Below are 16,282 nucleotides of genomic sequence, written 5' to 3' on the forward strand. Positions count from 1 at the left end.
TGAACTGCACCCAAAAAGTTGGACACCCAACGAAGTAAGGTGCAGTTTTTTATGAGCAAGTATTCTCTCAGCTTCAAGCTTGAGGTTGTGCAGCACTATCTTTCCGGGCTGGAAGGACAGGAGGCGACTGCAAAACGTTTTGGTATCGATCACAGTGCCGTTCGTAAATGGTCTGCTACCTGGAAGCTCCATGGCGAAGCCGGGCTTACAACCCGGCATTTCACCTATTCTCCTGCTTTTAAAGAGTCCGTTATCCTGCATATGCGTGAACACCAGCTGTCTGTTCGCGAAGTCTGTGCAAAATTCACTATCCCTGCCTTTTCCACTGTTAGTCAGTGGGAACGACTGTATGATGAAGGGGGATTAGAAGCCCTTACAGACAGTCGACGCAGGAAAAAAACGATGCCAGAACGCCCTGAGAATCACCCCGTCCCTCCTTTGCAGACCCCTCTTGCTCCGGATGAACGTGAGGAACTTGAACAACTGCGTGCTGAAGTGGCATATCTAAAAAAGCTGCAGGCCTTACTCAGGGAAAGAAGCACGTCAGGACGCGGGATAAAGCGCAGGTCGTGAATGAGTTAAGGCTGAAGTTCCCTCTTGCACGCTTATTAAAAGCTGCAGGGCTGGCAAGAAGCACGTTCTACTGGCAACTGGCCAACGGTAAAAAACCAGACAAATATGCCGATGATAAGCAGCATATTTTAACGCTGTTCCATAAACATAAAGGACGGTATGGATACAGGCGAATCACGCTGGCTGGCCGCCGGGAAGGAAGCTTACTGAACCATAAAACGGTTCAGAGGTTAATGAAGGTGTTAGATTTAACCTGTTGTATCAGAAGGAAGAAATATAACTCTTACAAAGGCCGGCATGGGAAAGTTGCGGGTAATGTACTGAACCGGCAGTTCAGTGTGGATAAACCCAACCAGAAGTGGGTAACAGATGTCACGGAATTTAAAATAAGCGGAGAAAAGCTGTATCTGTCCCCGGTTCTGGATCTGTATAACGGAGAAATAGTAGCGTATCAGATGGAGTCCCGTCCTCTTCTGTCGATGGTGGATAACATGCTGTCGAAGGCTATATCTGTACTGGGCAAAAACGAATACCCGCTGCTCCACTCAGATCAGGGCTGGCAATATCAGATGGCGCATTATCAGAACCGGCTAAAGGAGGCGGGTCTAAAACAGAGCATGTCAAGAAAGGGAAACTGTCATGACAATGCAGTGATGGAGAGCTTCTTCGGCACACTGAAATCTGAGTGTTTTTACCTCACGGAACACAAGAATATCAGCGAGTTGCGCATGGCTATCGATGACTACATCCACTATTACAACCATGAAAGAATAAAACAGAAACTGAAAGGCCTGAGTCCGGTAGAGTACCGAACCCAGGCCCAGATAACCGCTTAAAATAAACTGTCCAACATTATGGGGTCAGTTCATTTCGACCGGTTTTTTTATGCTTACTCGCCCTGAGTGGCGCTCTCGATAGTCAGACGCACATCTGACGTGACCAGTTCGGCCAGCATCTGATAGATCTTCATCGTCTCTTCCGGTTCGGCATCTCCGGTATCGCTGATGAATCCCTCGTCACGCAGCGTCAGCACCAGAGAGCTGAACACGGCTTTATCGAAGAATTCCGGCGCGTTAATGCCGTGCAGCACTGAGAGGCGTTGCGCCACGGTGCGGCTCTCTTTTTCCAGCGTGCCACGGTTGATGGACGGGTTCGCGCTCAGCAGCCAGAAGGTAATGGCGTAGCGCTGCAACGTCTCGCGAGCACCTGCCGCCAGCAGCTGTAGCGTGCGGGAGTGGGCTGGATTGATATGCAGTTCGTCATCGGTCAGGGTGATGAGTCCCTGGCGCTGCATTTCGCTGGCCAGTTCGTCAATTACCCCGGCAAGCTCATCACGCTCCCAGCGTAAGAACAGCTCCGCTTTTAGCATCGGGTACAGCGCATCAATATGCTGCTGCAACGCGGCGCGTGAAATCCGACGATGCTGAGTCACAATGGCTGCCATCAACGAAGGCAGAACCAGCATATGCGCAATATTATTGCGGTAGTAGGTCATCAATACCGCCTGCTCGCGCGGCAGAATAATGATGTCACCGATGGTGTCTTTCTCGACCTCAAACTTATTCATCTGCAAGGCGTGGTCGATCAGTTCACTGGCACTCTGCGCAGGAACAGTAGCATCCGCCGCGTACGGCACGTTGCGCAGCAGGCTCAGGTAGCAGTCAAGCTGTTCGGTTAGCTGTTCACGGGTCAGAGAGCGCTGGCGGGAAGCCAGTAACGCAGTACAGCACAGGTTCATGGCGTTGGCCGCGCCTGCGTTGTTAATGCGTACCATCAAATCGGCGGCAATGTTATTCACCGTCGGTGTCAACCAGGCCGGGCGGATCGACTCGATAGGGTCAATAGATTCACGCCACTCCGGCACATGCTGGTTGAGGTAAGTCATCAATGGCATTGGTTCACCAAAGTTGACGTAGCCCTGACCCAGGTTACGCAGCTTGCTTAAGCCACGCAGCATTTGCGGCAGACTTTCTTTCTCTTTCGTCGCGCCACGCAGCTCTTTCGCGTAGGTGCCCACTTCCATTACGTGCTCATAGCCGATGTAAATAGGTACGAGGGTAATAGGGCGCGTACCGCCGCGCAGCATCGCCTGAATAGTCATCGACAGCGTGCCGGTTTTCGGGTCGAGCAGACGACCGGTACGTGAACGGCCCCCTTCGACAAAGTACTCAACCGAGTAGCCGCGGCTGAACAGCTCGCCCAGGTATTCGCGGAATACGGTGGAATAGAGCTTGTTGCCCTTGAAGGTACGACGAATAAAGAACGCGCCCAGACGGCGGAAAATCGGACCCGCTGGCCAGAAGTTCAGGTTGATACCGGCTGCGATGTGCGGCGGCACCAAACCCTGATGGTACAGAACGTACGACAGCAGCATATAGTCCATATGGCTGCGGTGGCACGGAACGTACACGATTTCATGCCCATCGTGCGCCAACTGGCGTACACGTTCAGCATTATGAACGTTAATCCCCTGATACAGACGGTTCCAGGTAAAGCCCAAAATACGGTCCGTCAGACGAATCATTTCGTAGGAGAAGTTGGCGGCAATCTCTTCCATCAGCGCAATGGCATTTTGCTGCGCTTTTTCGTGGGAGATTTTTTTACTGCGCGCTTCATCTTCTACCGCACGAGCGATCGCTTTTGAAGCTAACAGTTTATTAAACAGATCCTGGCGGGCAGGGAGGCGCGGGCCGACAGCGGCCAGGCGCTGGCGAGCAAAGTGCATACGCGCCACGCGTGCCAGCTTCTGGGCGATGATCTTATCCGTACCGTGTTCATCCGCCATACGGCGCAGAGAGACCGACGGGGAGAAACGGACAAAACTGTCGCGACCCAGCCAGGACACCGCAAAGAATTTCTGTACGCCGTTTAGCATACGTAACGGCGGATTGACCTCGCCTTTTTCACGCCCCGGCGCACGGCCAAACATCACCGAAACCGGCACCATCTGCACATCCAGATCTGGATTGCTGCGATGCAAGTCGAGATAGTTGTGGAACAGCTTGATAGACTCTTCTTTCGGCGTGTAATAGGTGAATACACGCGGACCGCCGTGAATAAACACGTAGCGCGGTAACAGCGTTCCGTCTATCTCTAGTGGTTCCAGGGGATCGGGGAGGTCGTGCACCAGACATTGGGCACGCAGCGTCAGCAAGTCTGCTTTCGAATTGTACGGTAGGACGTACATAATGGGACGCGAAGTATCGAGTCCCAATTCCGGAGCAGGTTCTGCTGGAATAGACTTGCTTTTTACCAGGACGCTTAATGGTAAATTCAGTAATTTGTAGTAAATTCGTGGCCAGCCGGACATAAACGATGTAAAGCCTCTGGTTAATAATGCAAATGCGCTGCAAGGATATCAGAAAGTTTAGTGAATTTCTGTGGTATCCGGTCATACTTCGCGCTGCTTTGCCACACCCTGAACAAACGGGGTAACGTTACAATGACATTGACGCTAATAATGTAAAAAGGTTCTTTTTGATGGCCAATAATACCACTGGATTCACCCGAATTATCAAAGCAGCAGGTTATTCCTGGAAAGGTTTTCGCGCTGCATGGATTAATGAGGCGGCATTCCGTCAGGAAAGTGTTGCCGTCCTGCTGGGCGTCGCTATCGCCTGCTGGCTGGATGTTGATGCAATTACCCGCGTGTTGTTGATCGGTTCTGTGATGCTGGTGATGATCGTTGAAATCCTCAACAGTGCGATTGAAGCGGTAGTTGATCGTATTGGTTCTGAGTACCACGAACTTTCCGGTCGGGCGAAAGATATGGGGTCGGCAGCGGTATTGCTGTCTATTTTTGTCGCGCTGATCACCTGGGGCATTCTGTTGTGGTCGCATTTGCGATAAGGCTTCCACAACTGCATAAATCTCCTGTTTTTTGTGCAGTTTGCGGTTCCAAAATCGCCTTTAGCTGTATATACTCACAGCATAACTGTATATACACCCAGGGGGCGGAATGAAAGCGTTAACGGCCAGGCAACAAGAGGTGTTTGATCTCATTAGAGATCACATCAGCCAGACAGGTATGCCACCGACGCGTGCGGAGATCGCGCAGCGTTTGGGGTTCCGTTCCCCAAACGCAGCTGAAGAACACCTGAAAGCGCTGGCGCGTAAAGGTGTGCTGGAAATTGTATCCGGCGCATCGCGCGGTATTCGACTGTTGCAGGAAGAAGAAGAAGGGTTACCGCTTGTGGGGCGCGTGGCAGCCGGTGAGCCACTTTTGGCGCAGCAGCACATTGAAGGCCACTATCAGGTCGATCCTTCACTGTTCAAACCGAACGCCGATTTTCTGCTGCGCGTTAGCGGTATGTCGATGAAAGATATCGGGATTATGGACGGTGATTTACTCGCTGTGCATAAGACCCAGGACGTGCGTAACGGCCAGGTTGTTGTTGCCCGTATTGATGACGAAGTTACGGTTAAGCGTCTGAAAAAGCAGGGCAACAAGGTTGAACTCTTGCCAGAAAACAGCGAATTCAAACCTATCGTTGTCGACCTGCGCGAACAAAACTTCACTATTGAAGGGCTGGCAGTAGGCGTCATTCGTAACGGTGAATGGCTGTAATTTTCTGTTGAATCCCTGTAGGCCGGATAAGACGATGACGTCGCCATCCGGCAACGTGCCCGGTAGCGCTGCGCTTGCCGGGCCTGCATCACATTGTCCAGTACGTCTAACTTCTTCTCAGGCCCTCCTGTATGCCTTTCTTTACCTCTTCTGATAAAGCACTCTGGCACCTCGCCTTACCGATGATCTTCTCCAATATCACCGTTCCCCTGCTGGGACTGGTGGATACTGCGGTGATTGGTCATCTGGATAGTCCAGTCTATCTTGGCGGTGTTGCGGTTGGTGCCACGGCAACCAGTTTTCTTTTTATGCTGCTGCTTTTTTTGCGCATGAGTACCACTGGTCTGACCGCACAGGCATTTGGTGCGAAAAATCCACAGGCGCTGGCGCGCGCACTGGTGCAGCCGCTCATGCTGGCGCTGGGAGCGGGGTTGCTTATCGCACTGTTTCGTACGCCAATTATCGATCTGGCTCTGCACATTGTTGGCGGAAGTGAAGCGGTACTGGAGCAGGCCCGACGTTTCCTCGAAATTCGCTGGTTAAGCGCACCCGCCTCGCTGGCGAATCTGGTGCTGCTCGGCTGGCTGCTTGGCGTTCAGTATGCGCGTGCGCCGGTTATCTTGTTGATTGTCGGCAATATTCTCAACATTGTGCTTGATGTATGGCTGGTTATGGGCCTGCATATGAACGTGCAGGGTGCGGCACTGGCAACGGTGATTGCTGAATATGCCACCTTGCTGATCGGCCTGATGATGGTGCGCAAAGTCCAGCATATGCGCGGAATTTCGCTGGCAATGCTGAAGCAGGCGTGGCGTGGCAACTTCCGCCGTTTGTTGGCACTTAACCGTGACATCATGTTGCGCTCGCTACTGCTGCAGCTCTGTTTTGGCGCTATCACGGTGCTGGGTGCGCGTCTGGGAGGCGATATCATTGCGGTTAATGCCGTTCTGATGACCCTGCTAACCTTTACCGCCTACGCGCTGGATGGATTTGCCTATGCCGTGGAAGCGCATTCGGGCCAGGCCTATGGGGCGCGAGATGGTAGCCAGTTGCTGGACGTCTGGCGGGCGGCCTGCCGACAGTCCGGTATTGTGGCTATTTTGTTCTCGTTGGTTTATGCCCTGTTTGGCGAGCAGATTGTTGCGCTACTGACCTCGCTGCCGCAAATCCAACTGCTGGCCGATCGCTATCTTTTCTGGCAGGTGGTGTTACCGCTGGTGGGTGTCTGGTGTTATCTGCTCGACGGAATGTTTATTGGCGCGACGCGCGCGGCAGAAATGCGCAACAGTATGGCCGTTGCTGCCACAGGATTTGCATTAACGCTGCTGACTTTGCCGTGGCTGGGAAACCATGGCTTGTGGTTGGCGTTAACGGTTTTCCTGGCGTTGCGCGGGCTTTCACTGGCCTTTATCTGGCGACGTCACTGGCGTAATGGAACCTGGTTTGCCTGAGCGGGATGGTTAAAAATTCCGAATAGTAAATAAAACCCAGAATCACTGACTACACTTATTCTCACGTCCAGCAAAAACAGCATGTGTCTGGACATGGCACTCTCGCTATTCACAACCTAACGATGAGGACTTGATGATGAATAAAGACGAAGTCGGCGGCAACTGGAAGCAGTTTAAAGGTAAAGTGAAAGAGCAATGGGGCAAACTGACCGATGATGATATGACGGTCATTGAAGGTAAACGTGACCAACTGGTCGGTAAAGTCCAGGAGCGTTACGGTTACGCGAAAGATCAGGCGGAGAAAGAAGTTAACGATTGGGAAAAACGTAATGATTACCGCTGGTAATTAACCCTTCCCTCCTGAGAGTACAAGGATGTACGCTCTCCCGCTTACCTAGCGCCCAACCTTCTTCTTCACCTGAATCGTATGGTCATGCTGGCACTCGCCAGGATGGCGGCAAGATTCAACTTCCACACAGGCCGGACACAGCCCGTGGGCTTCAATAACGTTATGCCGCAGTGCAAAGCCCATTTTTGCCGCCAGCGTATGCATAATGTCTTCAACGCCTTCCGCACACTCTTCTTTTACCACGCCGCAGCGGTCGCAAATGAACATTGCAGAACTGTGGGTTGGCTGATCGAACAGATGACAAAGCACATAGCTGTTGGTGGATTCCACCTTGTGCACGAAACCTTGTTCCAGCAGAAAATCGAGCGCACGATATACAGTAGGTGGTTTAGCCTGTGGCTCAGTTGCCCGCAACAGGTCGAGCAGGTCATAGGCACTGATCGCACCTTCCTGCAGGCTCATCAGGCGCAGTACTTCGAGGCGTTGTGGCGTAAGCCGCACGTTGCGTTGCGCGCAGAGTTTTTCAGCTTGAGCCAATAACTCTTGCGTAGTGGTTTTGTCCATTTGGCGCCTCGATTTGCGTGGAAGGTTAATCCCTTACTTTAACATGTTCTGCTTAAAACACCGAGATCCACCGTGGTGTGCTATACCTGACGCATCGCAATACTGGAAAATAACCATGAAAAGACCCGATTGTATTCGCCACTGGCGTGAGGTTGAGGGGGCTGATGACTCCACTTATCCTGACAGCGATGAGCTATTTGCTATTGGCGCGCCACTTGCCCGCAAGTTGGGGTTAGGACGACTCGGCATTCATCATGAACGCCTGCCGCCGGGTCGGCGCACGTCGTACCCGCACGCTGAAAGCGATGAGGAAGAATTTATCTACGTGCTGGAAGGTTATCCTGAGGCCTGGATTAACGGGTATTTATGGAAGCTGGAACCGGGCGACAGCGTCGGTTTCCCGGCAGGTACAGGCGTGTGCCATACCTTTATTAATAACACCAGTGAAGAGGTGCGCCTGTTAGTCGTGGGTGAGGCGAACAAAAAATACAATCGCATTTATTATCCGCTTAACCCGGTCTATGCCGCTACACGTGAGGATCGCTGGGTCGACCATCCGCCGCAGTTTTTTGGATCTCACGACGGAAAACCGGGGCGTAAATAGCGTTTATTTAGGGTCAGGGGGAGTGAGCCGCGAGGATGTGGCTCACTATCGTAACGGTCTATGCTATAGTAGCGCCCCTTTTTTAACCGGATGCTTGAATATTCGCCATGCTGCCTGAATCTCAGTCTACCGCTTTTCCCGCTCATCGTTTTTCTATCGCGCCGATGCTCGACTGGACGGACAGACACTGCCGCTACTTTTTGCGCTTACTGTCCAGCCAGACGCTGCTCTATACGGAGATGGTAACCACTGGGGCAATCATTCATGGTAAAGGCGATTATCTGGCGTATAGCGAAGAAGAACACCCGGTCGCATTACAACTGGGTGGGAGCGATCCTGCGGCGCTGGCGCAGTGCGCAAAGCTCGCTGAACAGCGGGGCTATGACGAAATTAATCTCAACGTGGGTTGTCCTTCCGACCGCGTACAGAATGGCATGTTTGGCGCCTGCCTGATGGGGAATGCGCAACTGGTCGCCGATTGCGTCAAAGCGATGCGCGACGTGGTGTCGATTCCGGTTACGGTGAAAACCCGTATCGGCATTGATGACCAGGACAGCTACGAATTCCTCTGCGATTTCATCAACACGGTATCTGGCAAAGGCGAATGTGAGATGTTTATCATTCACGCTCGCAAGGCCTGGCTGTCCGGGTTAAGCCCGAAAGAAAACCGCGAAATTCCACCGCTGGATTATGACCGTGTTTATCAGCTAAAGCGTGATTTCCCGCATCTGACGATGTCGATCAACGGTGGCATTAAATCGTTGGAAGAAGCGAAAATTCATCTGCAACATATGGATGGCGTGATGGTGGGGCGTGAAGCTTATCAAAACCCAGGCATTCTGGCGTCCGTTGACCGTGAGATTTTCTCTGCCGCTACCGAAGATACCGATCCGGTCGCCGTGGTGCGCGCCATGTACCCGTATATTGAGCGTGAACTGAGTAAGGGAACCTATTTGGGACATGTGACACGCCATATGTTGGGGCTGTTTCAGGGGATCCCTGGTGCCCGTCAGTGGCGCCGCTATCTGAGCGAGAATGCACATAAAGCCGGGGCTGATATTAACGTTCTGGAACACGCGCTGAAGCTGGTGGCAGACAAGCGTTAAGTTTTCACCAAAAGTTAGTTAATTTCACCACGCCCTGCGCTTTGTCGCGGGGCGTTTTCTTTATAAATCAACGCATTATTTTTGGCATGTTTCTTGTAAAGCAATGGAGAGAATTTCATTTCGGGAGAGAGCCATGCTGGAACTACTTTTTGTGATTGGATTTTTTATCATGCTGATGGTCACCGGCGTTTCTTTGCTGGGCGTTCTGGCCGCATTGGTCGTAGCCACCGCAGTGATGTTTCTGGGCGGACTATTTGCCTTGATGATTAAACTGTTGCCCTGGCTGCTACTGGCTGTTGCCGTGGTGTGGGTTATCAAGGCGATAAAAGCGCCAAAAGTCCCACAGTATCAGCGCAATAACCGCCGGTTTTACTAAGGTATTGAGCTGTACGTCACAACCTGCAACATTGCCTTTAGAACCAAATAGGAATTGATTATCAAATCTGTCACTATTGCCAGGTTAACGAATTCATCGAGCTGTACCCTACATACAGCCGAACTAAAAAAAGAAAGGGCTTCCTACGGGAAGCCCTAATTCTTTCTTTCCCCGTCATCTTACGGAATCAGCAAACTCGATCCCTGCGTGGCCCGGCTTTCCAGTACTTCATGAGCACGCTGTGCATCGTGCAGTGCGAACGTCTGACCAGGCGCGACATCCACTTTGATCACTCCACTGGCAATGAGCGAGAATAGCTCATTGCTGGCTTCGGTTAATTCGCGGTGATTGGTGACATACCCCTGGAGTGAAGGACGGGTCACGTACAGCGAACCTTTCTGGTTCAGAATGCCTAAGTTCACGCCAGTCACCGGCCCGGAAGCATTACCAAAGCTGACCATTAGTCCCCGGCGCTGTAAACAATCCAGCGAGGCTTCCCAGGTATCTTTCCCTACCGAGTCATACACCACCCGCACTTTTTTACCGCCAGTTATCTCTTTCACTCGCTCAACAATGCTCTCTTCACGATAGTTAATGACCTGCCATGCGCCAGCCTGCAGCGCAATTTGCGCCTTTTGCGCACTGCCGACGGTACCAATCAGCTTCGCACCCAATGCTTTTGCCCACTGGCAGGCAATCATGCCGACGCCGCCCGCAGCCGCATGGAACAAAAACGGCTCATCAGGCTGAATTTCATACGTTTTACGTAACAGATAAAAAACGGTTAGCCCTTTAAGAAACGAGGCGGCAGCTTGTTCAAACGAGATAGCGTTAGGCAGGATGGCGGCTTTATCGGCCGGAACGTTATGCACTGAGCTGTAGGCGCCAAGGGCAGACTGGGCGTACACCACGCGATCGCCAGCTTTAATGTGTGTCACTTTGCTGCCGACTTTGCTGACCACGCCTGCGGCTTCGGTACCCAGACCGCTGGGCAGGGAAGGCGGTGGATAAAGACCACTGCGGATGTAGGTGTCGATATAGTTGATCCCAATCGCTTTGTTCTCGACCTGGATTTCGTTTTCCGCCGGGTCTACGGGCGTAAACTCCACCGCCTTGAGTACATCAGGGCCACCATGCTTGTGAAATTCAATACGTGTTGCCATGCTTCCTCCAAAAGAAATGTGGTAATCTTTCGACCCAATCATTATCTCGGTAACTCCATTCACTATGGCAGGAAATAAACCCTTCAACAAACAACAGACTGATGCTCGTGAGCGCGATCCCCAGGTCGCCGGGCTGAAAGTACCGCCGCACTCGATTGAAGCGGAACAGTCGGTGTTGGGCGGTTTAATGCTGGATAACGAACGCTGGGACGATGTCGCCGAGCGTGTGGTGGCGGAAGATTTTTATACCCGACCACACCGGCATATCTTCACGGAAATGCATCGCCTGCAGGAGATGGGAAAACCCATCGATCTGATCACGCTGGCAGAGTCGCTGGAGGTTCAGGGACAACTGGACAGCGTCGGCGGTTTTGCTTACCTGGCTGAGTTATCTAAAAATACGCCAAGTGCGGCGAATATTAGCGCTTATGCGGATATCGTCCGCGAACGTGCCGTTGTTCGTGACATGATTTCGGTTGCGAACGAAATCGCGGAAGCCGGGTTTGATCCGCAAGGACGCTCCAGTGAAGATCTGCTGGACCTTGCGGAATCCCGCGTCTTTAAAATCGCGGAAAGCCGCGCTAATAAAGACGAAGGCCCGAAAAATATCACCGATGTGCTCGACGCAACCGTCGCGCGTATCGAGCAACTGTTCCAGCAGCCGCACGACGGCGTCACCGGAGTGAACACCGGTTATGACGACCTCAATAAAAAGACGGCTGGTTTGCAGCCGTCAGACTTAATTATTGTCGCCGCGCGTCCGTCGATGGGTAAAACGACATTTGCAATGAACCTCGTCGAAAATGCGGCGATGTTGCAGGATAAGCCGGTTCTTATCTTTAGTCTTGAAATGCCCTCAGAACAGATCATGATGCGTTCCCTGGCCTCGCTCTCACGCGTAGACCAAACCAAAATCCGTACCGGTCAACTGGATGATGAGGACTGGGCGCGAATTTCCGGAACAATGGGTATTTTGCTAGAGAAACGAAACATCTATATTGATGACTCCTCCGGCCTGACGCCTACGGAAGTGCGCTCGCGTGCCCGTCGTATCGCCCGTGAACATGGCGGTATCGGACTTATCATGATCGACTACCTGCAGCTGATGCGCGTGCCGTCGCTCTCCGACAACCGTACGCTGGAAATTGCAGAAATCTCCCGCTCGCTGAAAGCGTTAGCGAAAGAACTGCATGTGCCGGTGGTGGCGCTGTCGCAGCTTAACCGCTCTCTGGAACAACGTGCCGACAAGCGTCCGGTCAACTCGGATCTGCGTGAGTCCGGCTCCATCGAGCAGGATGCCGACTTAATCATGTTTATCTATCGTGATGAGGTTTATCACGAAAACAGCGACCTGAAAGGGATCGCAGAAATCATTATTGGTAAGCAACGTAACGGCCCGATCGGTACGGTGCGCCTGACGTTTAACGGTCAGTGGTCGCGCTTCGATAACTATGCGGGCCCACAATACGACGACGAATAAATCTCCGTCATCCTTCATGCAGCAGATGCGTTGACTACGCCCGTTCACCCCGGTCACTTAGTTTACTAAGCTCCCGGGGATTCTCTGGCTTGTCGCCTTCCTGCAACACGAATGATTTAGAAGATTCTTTTATTAAGGAATACAAATGCAAGCGGCAACTGTAGTCATTAACCGCCGCGCTCTGCGACACAACCTGCAACGTCTGCGTGAACTGGCTCCAGCCAGCAAACTGGTTGCGGTCGTGAAAGCGAACGCCTACGGCCATGGTCTGTTAGAGACCGCGCGAACGCTCCCCGATGCGGACGCTTTTGGTGTCGCTCGTCTTGAAGAAGCCCTGCGCTTGCGAGCGGGAGGGATCACGCAGCCCATCCTGCTGCTGGAGGGGTTTTTTGATGCCTCCGATCTGCCGACTATTTCCGCGCAGCGTCTGCATACAGCCGTCCATAACCAGGAGCAGCTCGAAGCCCTGGAAGCAGCAAAACTGGCTGAACCCGTTACCGTCTGGATGAAGCTCGACACCGGTATGCATCGCCTGGGCGTACGCCCTGAGCAGGCTGAGGCGTTTTATCAGCGCTTAACGCAATGTGAAAACGTGCGCCAGCCGGTCAATATCGTCAGCCACTTTGCTCGCGCGGACGAGCCTGAGTGTGGCGCGACCGAAAAACAGCTCGATATCTTCAACAGTTTTTGTGAAGGCAAACCGGGGCAGCGTTCGATTGCCGCGTCGGGTGGTATTTTGCTGTGGCCGCAGTCTCATTTCGACTGGGCGCGTCCGGGGCTGATTCTGTATGGCGTATCACCACTGGAAAATCACTCCATCGGTGCTGATTTTGGCTGCCAACCGGTAATGTCGCTGACCTCAAGTCTGATTGCGGTGCGTGAGCACAAAGCGGGCGAGCCGGTTGGGTATGGGGGAACCTGGCTGAGCGAGCGCGACACGCGTCTTGGCGTGGTAGCGATGGGCTATGGCGATGGTTATCCGCGCGCAGCGCCTTCGGGGACGCCGGTACTGGTCAACGGCCGTGAAGTGCCGATCGTCGGTCGTGTTGCAATGGATATGATCTGCGTCGATTTAGGGCCCGAAGCGCAGGATAAAGCCGGCGATTCGGTGATTCTGTGGGGCGAGGGCCTGCCCGTTGAACGTATTGCTGAAATGACGAAAGTAAGTGCTTACGAACTTATCACGCGCCTGACCTCAAGGGTGGCGATGAAGTATATCGATTAACAGCATGATGTGCCGGACAGGTGGTTACGCCACCTTCCGGCAATATTCCTCTCAACATCCTCTCGATCTTCTCCCACTTCCGGTTTATTGTGTTCTTAACCCCTGCCTGTAAACCCGGAGAACCACACGTGTTTCAAAAAGTTGACGCCTACGCTGGCGACCCGATTTTATCGCTCATGGAGCGCTTCAAAGAAGATTCACGTAGCGACAAAGTGAATCTCAGCATCGGCCTGTATTACAACGAAGACGGTATTATTCCTCAGCTTAGAGCGGTGGCGGAAGCGGAAGCTCGACTTAATGCCAAACCGCATGGTGCTTCGCTGTATCTGCCGATGGAAGGTCTGAACACGTATCGCCATACCATTGCGCCGCTGCTGTTTGGCGCAGAACATCCGGTTCTCCAGCAGCAGCGCGTCGCAACCATTCAGACGCTGGGCGGCTCCGGTGCGTTAAAGGTTGGCGCAGACTTCCTGAAACGTTATTTCCCTGATTCTGGCGTGTGGGTCAGCGATCCGACCTGGGAAAACCATATCGCGATTTTTGAAGGTGCCGGATTCGAAGTAAGCACTTACCCATGGTATGACGACACGACCAACGGCGTGCGTTTCAACGACCTGCTGGCAACGCTGAATACCCTATCGGCGCGCAGCATCGTGCTGCTACATCCGTGCTGCCATAACCCGACAGGGGCGGATTTAACGCCTGCGCAGTGGGATAGCGTTATTGAGATCCTGAAAGCACGCGATCTGATTCCGTTCCTGGACATTGCTTACCAGGGCTTCGGCGGTGGAATGGAAGAAGACGCCTATGCGATTCGCGCCATCGCAAGCGCCGGATTGCCCGCTCTGGTCAGCAACTCATTCTCGAAGATTTTTTCCTTATACGGTGAGCGTGTCGGCGGACTGTCTGTGGTATGTGAAGACGCTGATGCCGCCAGCCGTGTTCTGGGGCAGCTAAAAGCGACGGTGCGTCGTAACTACTCCAGCCCGCCAAACTTTGGTGCGCAGGTAGTTGCCGCGGTGCTGGGTGATGACGTGCTGAAAGCCAGCTGGCTGGCGGAAGTTGAAGAGATGCGTACTCGCATTCTGGCGATGCGTCAGGAGCTGGTTAACGTATTAAATGCGGAGATCCCAGGCCGTAATTTTGACTACCTGCTGCAACAGCGCGGTATGTTCAGCTATACCGGGCTTAGCGTAGCCCAGGTCGATCGCCTGCGCGATGAGTTCGGTGTATACCTGATCGCCAGCGGTCGTATGTGCGTGGCCGGGCTGAATCACGGTAACGTGCAGCGCGTGGCGAAGGCATTTGCTGCCGTCATGTAACCGACTTTGCAGGCCTGATAAGCGTCGCGCCATCAGGCCTGTTTTCCAATGTGATCGTGCTCCTTTTCCAGGACAAAACCAGAGAAAATCCTTCCTTTCCCTCCCCCTAAGGGGTAAGGTCAGATAGTTTTTTGACCAGTTGTTAATAAAAAAATGATAACTAACTGACTACTTAGGGAAAAATATGCGCAAGTTTACGTTGGCACTGAGTGCCGTTTGTTTATTGTTCACGCTAAATCAGCCAGCCCAGGCACTCGTTTCTTCTCCCTCTCAGCTCAATCCAGGCACTAACGTTGCAAAGCTCGCTGAGCAGGCTCCCATTCACTGGGTCTCCGTGGCACAAATTGAAAACAGCCTGACCGGACGTCCGCCGATGGCCGTCGGGTTTGATATCGATGACACTGTCCTCTTTTCCAGCCCAGGCTTCTGGCGCGGTAAAAAAACGTATTCCCCGGACAGTGAGGATTACCTGAAGAATCCGGCCTTCTGGGAAAAAATGAACAATGGCTGGGACGAGTTCAGTATTCCAAAAGAAGTCGCGCGCCAACTGATTGATATGCACGTGCGTCGCGGTGACAGCATCTTTTTCGTGACCGGGCGTAGCCAGACGAAGACTGAAACGGTGTCGAAAACGTTGTCTGATAACTTTCACATCCCGGCTGGAAATATGAATCCGGTCATTTTTGCCGGCGACAAGCCGGGTCAGAACACCAAAACGCAGTGGCTGCAGGATAAAAATATCCGCATGTTCTACGGTGACTCCGATAATGACATCACTGCCGCTCGCGACGTGGGTATTCGCGGTATTCGCATTTTGCGCGCCTCTAACTCCACTTATAAGCCGCTGCCACAGGCCGGTGCGTTTGGTGAAGAGGTGATCGTCAACTCGGAATATTGAGGACGCTGGCTGCGGATTGCTGTTTTTTTAAACAAATTTACATTGCTGGCTTTTACCTTTTGCGGACTTGCTGCACACTGAATAAAAGATGTTCTCATGAGGCAATATGCTGGTAAGGGGAATAAAGATGACGAATTCGGAGTTGCTGCAATACTGCATGGCAAAAACGGGCGCGGAGCAGAGCGTTCACAGTGACTGGAAGGCCACGCAAATCAAAGTCGAAGATGTGCTTTTTGCCATGGTAAAAGAGGTGGAAGAACGCCCGGCGGTGTCTCTGAAAACCAGCCCTGAACTGGCAGAACTGTTGCGCCAGCAGCATAGCGATGTTCGGCCAAGCAGGCATCTCAATAAAGCGCACTGGAGTACGGTGTATCTGGACGGCTCGCTGCCGGATTCACAGATTTATTATCTGGTCGACGCCTCTTATCAGCAGGCAGTGAACACGTTGCCGGAAGATAAACGCCGGATACTGACGCAGCCCTGATCCGTTTCGCCGGATGCGGCGCAAGCGCCTTATCCGGCCTACAGGCTTTATGCATATTCTGTAGTTTCGTAGGCGCTGATAAGCGCAGTGCCATCAGGCACAACGGTTGCCGGATGCGGC

At 52.8% G+C, this 16,282-nt stretch carries 16 protein-coding genes; 13 read left to right on the forward strand and 3 right to left on the reverse strand.

Annotation, left to right across the window (positions count from 1 at the left end; translation table 11 throughout):
* The first annotated feature begins 51 nt into the window (after positions 1–51).
* A protein-coding gene (locus OGY71_RS05705; RefSeq protein ID WP_286612912.1) for an IS3 family transposase occupies positions 52–1,409 on the forward strand; the annotation gives its coding sequence in 2 pieces (ribosomal slippage) (positions 52–514 and positions 514–1,409; 1,359 coding nt in all).
* Between the two features lie 53 nt (positions 1,410–1,462).
* On the opposite strand, the gene plsB is transcribed toward OGY71_RS05705, so the two are convergent.
* Positions 1,463–3,883 carry a glycerol-3-phosphate 1-O-acyltransferase PlsB gene (gene plsB / locus OGY71_RS05710; RefSeq protein ID WP_286612967.1) on the reverse strand — a complete coding sequence of 807 codons (2,421 nt, stop codon included), beginning with the start codon at positions 3,881–3,883 and terminating at the stop codon, positions 1,463–1,465.
* Positions 3,884–4,053: 170 nt separating this feature from the next.
* On the opposite strand from plsB, the gene OGY71_RS05715 reads away from it, so the two are divergent.
* The 4 genes from OGY71_RS05715 (at position 4,054) to OGY71_RS05730 (ending at position 6,937) form a co-directional block, all read left to right on the forward strand.
* Complete coding sequence (locus tag OGY71_RS05715) at positions 4,054–4,422, forward strand: diacylglycerol kinase (RefSeq protein WP_003826594.1); 369 nt, start codon at positions 4,054–4,056, stop codon at positions 4,420–4,422.
* 109 nt (positions 4,423–4,531) lie between these two features.
* Entirely contained in the window at positions 4,532–5,140 is a 609-nt protein-coding gene (lexA, locus tag OGY71_RS05720) for a transcriptional repressor LexA (protein ID WP_003826596.1), read from the forward strand.
* 131 nt (positions 5,141–5,271) lie between these two features.
* Positions 5,272–6,591, forward strand: coding sequence for an MATE family efflux transporter DinF (dinF, locus tag OGY71_RS05725; RefSeq protein WP_126957375.1), 1,320 nt, complete (start codon positions 5,272–5,274; stop codon positions 6,589–6,591).
* A 136-nt stretch (positions 6,592–6,727) separates the two neighbouring features.
* Positions 6,728–6,937 carry a CsbD family protein gene (locus tag OGY71_RS05730; RefSeq protein ID WP_003031706.1) on the forward strand — a complete coding sequence of 70 codons (210 nt, stop codon included), beginning with the start codon at positions 6,728–6,730 and terminating at the stop codon, positions 6,935–6,937.
* Positions 6,938–6,985: 48 nt separating this feature from the next.
* On the opposite strand, the gene zur is transcribed toward OGY71_RS05730, so the two are convergent.
* Positions 6,986–7,504, reverse strand: coding sequence for a zinc uptake transcriptional repressor Zur (gene zur / locus OGY71_RS05735; protein ID WP_063941225.1), 519 nt, complete (start codon positions 7,502–7,504; stop codon positions 6,986–6,988).
* Positions 7,505–7,619: 115 nt separating this feature from the next.
* Between zur and OGY71_RS05740 the strand changes: the two genes are divergently transcribed.
* The 3 genes from OGY71_RS05740 to pspG all read left to right on the forward strand — a co-directional run bounded on the left by OGY71_RS05740 (position 7,620) and on the right by pspG (position 9,590).
* A complete protein-coding gene (locus tag OGY71_RS05740; RefSeq protein WP_003031710.1) occupies positions 7,620–8,108 on the forward strand; it encodes a cupin domain-containing protein in 489 nt (162 codons plus the stop codon).
* A gap of 107 nt (positions 8,109–8,215) precedes the next feature.
* Entirely contained in the window at positions 8,216–9,214 is a 999-nt protein-coding gene (gene dusA / locus OGY71_RS05745) for a tRNA dihydrouridine(20/20a) synthase DusA (protein ID WP_003826604.1), read from the forward strand.
* 133 nt (positions 9,215–9,347) lie between these two features.
* Positions 9,348–9,590 carry an envelope stress response protein PspG gene (pspG, locus tag OGY71_RS05750; protein ID WP_003031713.1) on the forward strand — a complete coding sequence of 81 codons (243 nt, stop codon included), beginning with the start codon at positions 9,348–9,350 and terminating at the stop codon, positions 9,588–9,590.
* A gap of 179 nt (positions 9,591–9,769) precedes the next feature.
* Here pspG and OGY71_RS05755 read toward each other — a convergent pair whose 3' ends face one another.
* Entirely contained in the window at positions 9,770–10,753 is a 984-nt protein-coding gene (locus tag OGY71_RS05755; RefSeq protein WP_003826608.1) for a quinone oxidoreductase, read from the reverse strand.
* 64 nt (positions 10,754–10,817) lie between these two features.
* Here OGY71_RS05755 and dnaB point away from each other — a divergent pair, with 64 nt between their 5' ends.
* The 5 genes from dnaB to OGY71_RS05780 all read left to right on the forward strand — a co-directional run bounded on the left by dnaB (position 10,818) and on the right by OGY71_RS05780 (position 16,162).
* On the forward strand, positions 10,818–12,233 hold the full coding sequence (gene dnaB / locus OGY71_RS05760) for a replicative DNA helicase (RefSeq protein WP_003826610.1): 1,416 nt from the start codon (positions 10,818–10,820) through the stop codon (positions 12,231–12,233).
* 145 nt (positions 12,234–12,378) lie between these two features.
* Positions 12,379–13,458 carry an alanine racemase gene (gene alr, locus OGY71_RS05765; protein ID WP_003826612.1) on the forward strand — a complete coding sequence of 360 codons (1,080 nt, stop codon included), beginning with the start codon at positions 12,379–12,381 and terminating at the stop codon, positions 13,456–13,458.
* Positions 13,459–13,586: 128 nt separating this feature from the next.
* Complete coding sequence (gene tyrB, locus OGY71_RS05770) at positions 13,587–14,780, forward strand: aromatic amino acid transaminase (RefSeq protein ID WP_286612970.1); 1,194 nt, start codon at positions 13,587–13,589, stop codon at positions 14,778–14,780.
* Between the two features lie 184 nt (positions 14,781–14,964).
* Positions 14,965–15,678: an acid phosphatase AphA gene (gene aphA / locus OGY71_RS05775; RefSeq protein ID WP_003826615.1), complete on the forward strand. Its 714-nt coding sequence runs from the start codon at positions 14,965–14,967 to the stop codon at positions 15,676–15,678.
* 127 nt (positions 15,679–15,805) lie between these two features.
* Positions 15,806–16,162 (forward strand): MmcQ/YjbR family DNA-binding protein, encoded by a 357-nt coding sequence (locus tag OGY71_RS05780; protein WP_008786927.1) that lies wholly within the window; start codon positions 15,806–15,808, stop codon positions 16,160–16,162.
* Positions 16,163–16,282: the final 120 nt, after the last annotated feature.

Source organism: Citrobacter sp. Cpo109, from assembly GCF_030332565.1.
Classification (GTDB): Bacteria; Pseudomonadota; Gammaproteobacteria; order Enterobacterales; family Enterobacteriaceae; genus Citrobacter; species Citrobacter portucalensis.

Excerpts from the sequence above, each read along its gene's own strand:
- plsB (WP_286612967.1), bottom strand. The coding sequence starts at position 3,883 with ATGTCCGGCTGGCCACGAATTTACTACAAATTACTGAATTTACCATTA.
- OGY71_RS05715 (WP_003826594.1), top strand. The coding sequence starts at position 4,054 with ATGGCCAATAATACCACTGGATTCACCCGAATTATCAAAGCAGCAGGT.
- lexA (WP_003826596.1), top strand. The coding sequence starts at position 4,532 with ATGAAAGCGTTAACGGCCAGGCAACAAGAGGTGTTTGATCTCATTAGA.
- dinF (WP_126957375.1), top strand. The coding sequence starts at position 5,272 with ATGCCTTTCTTTACCTCTTCTGATAAAGCACTCTGGCACCTCGCCTTA.
- OGY71_RS05730 (WP_003031706.1), top strand. The coding sequence starts at position 6,728 with ATGAATAAAGACGAAGTCGGCGGCAACTGGAAGCAGTTTAAAGGTAAA.
- zur (WP_063941225.1), bottom strand. The coding sequence starts at position 7,504 with ATGGACAAAACCACTACGCAAGAGTTATTGGCTCAAGCTGAAAAACTC.
- OGY71_RS05740 (WP_003031710.1), top strand. The coding sequence starts at position 7,620 with ATGAAAAGACCCGATTGTATTCGCCACTGGCGTGAGGTTGAGGGGGCT.
- dusA (WP_003826604.1), top strand. The coding sequence starts at position 8,216 with ATGCTGCCTGAATCTCAGTCTACCGCTTTTCCCGCTCATCGTTTTTCT.
- pspG (WP_003031713.1), top strand. The coding sequence starts at position 9,348 with ATGCTGGAACTACTTTTTGTGATTGGATTTTTTATCATGCTGATGGTC.
- OGY71_RS05755 (WP_003826608.1), bottom strand. The coding sequence starts at position 10,753 with ATGGCAACACGTATTGAATTTCACAAGCATGGTGGCCCTGATGTACTC.
- dnaB (WP_003826610.1), top strand. The coding sequence starts at position 10,818 with ATGGCAGGAAATAAACCCTTCAACAAACAACAGACTGATGCTCGTGAG.
- alr (WP_003826612.1), top strand. The coding sequence starts at position 12,379 with ATGCAAGCGGCAACTGTAGTCATTAACCGCCGCGCTCTGCGACACAAC.
- aphA (WP_003826615.1), top strand. The coding sequence starts at position 14,965 with ATGCGCAAGTTTACGTTGGCACTGAGTGCCGTTTGTTTATTGTTCACG.
- OGY71_RS05780 (WP_008786927.1), top strand. The coding sequence starts at position 15,806 with ATGACGAATTCGGAGTTGCTGCAATACTGCATGGCAAAAACGGGCGCG.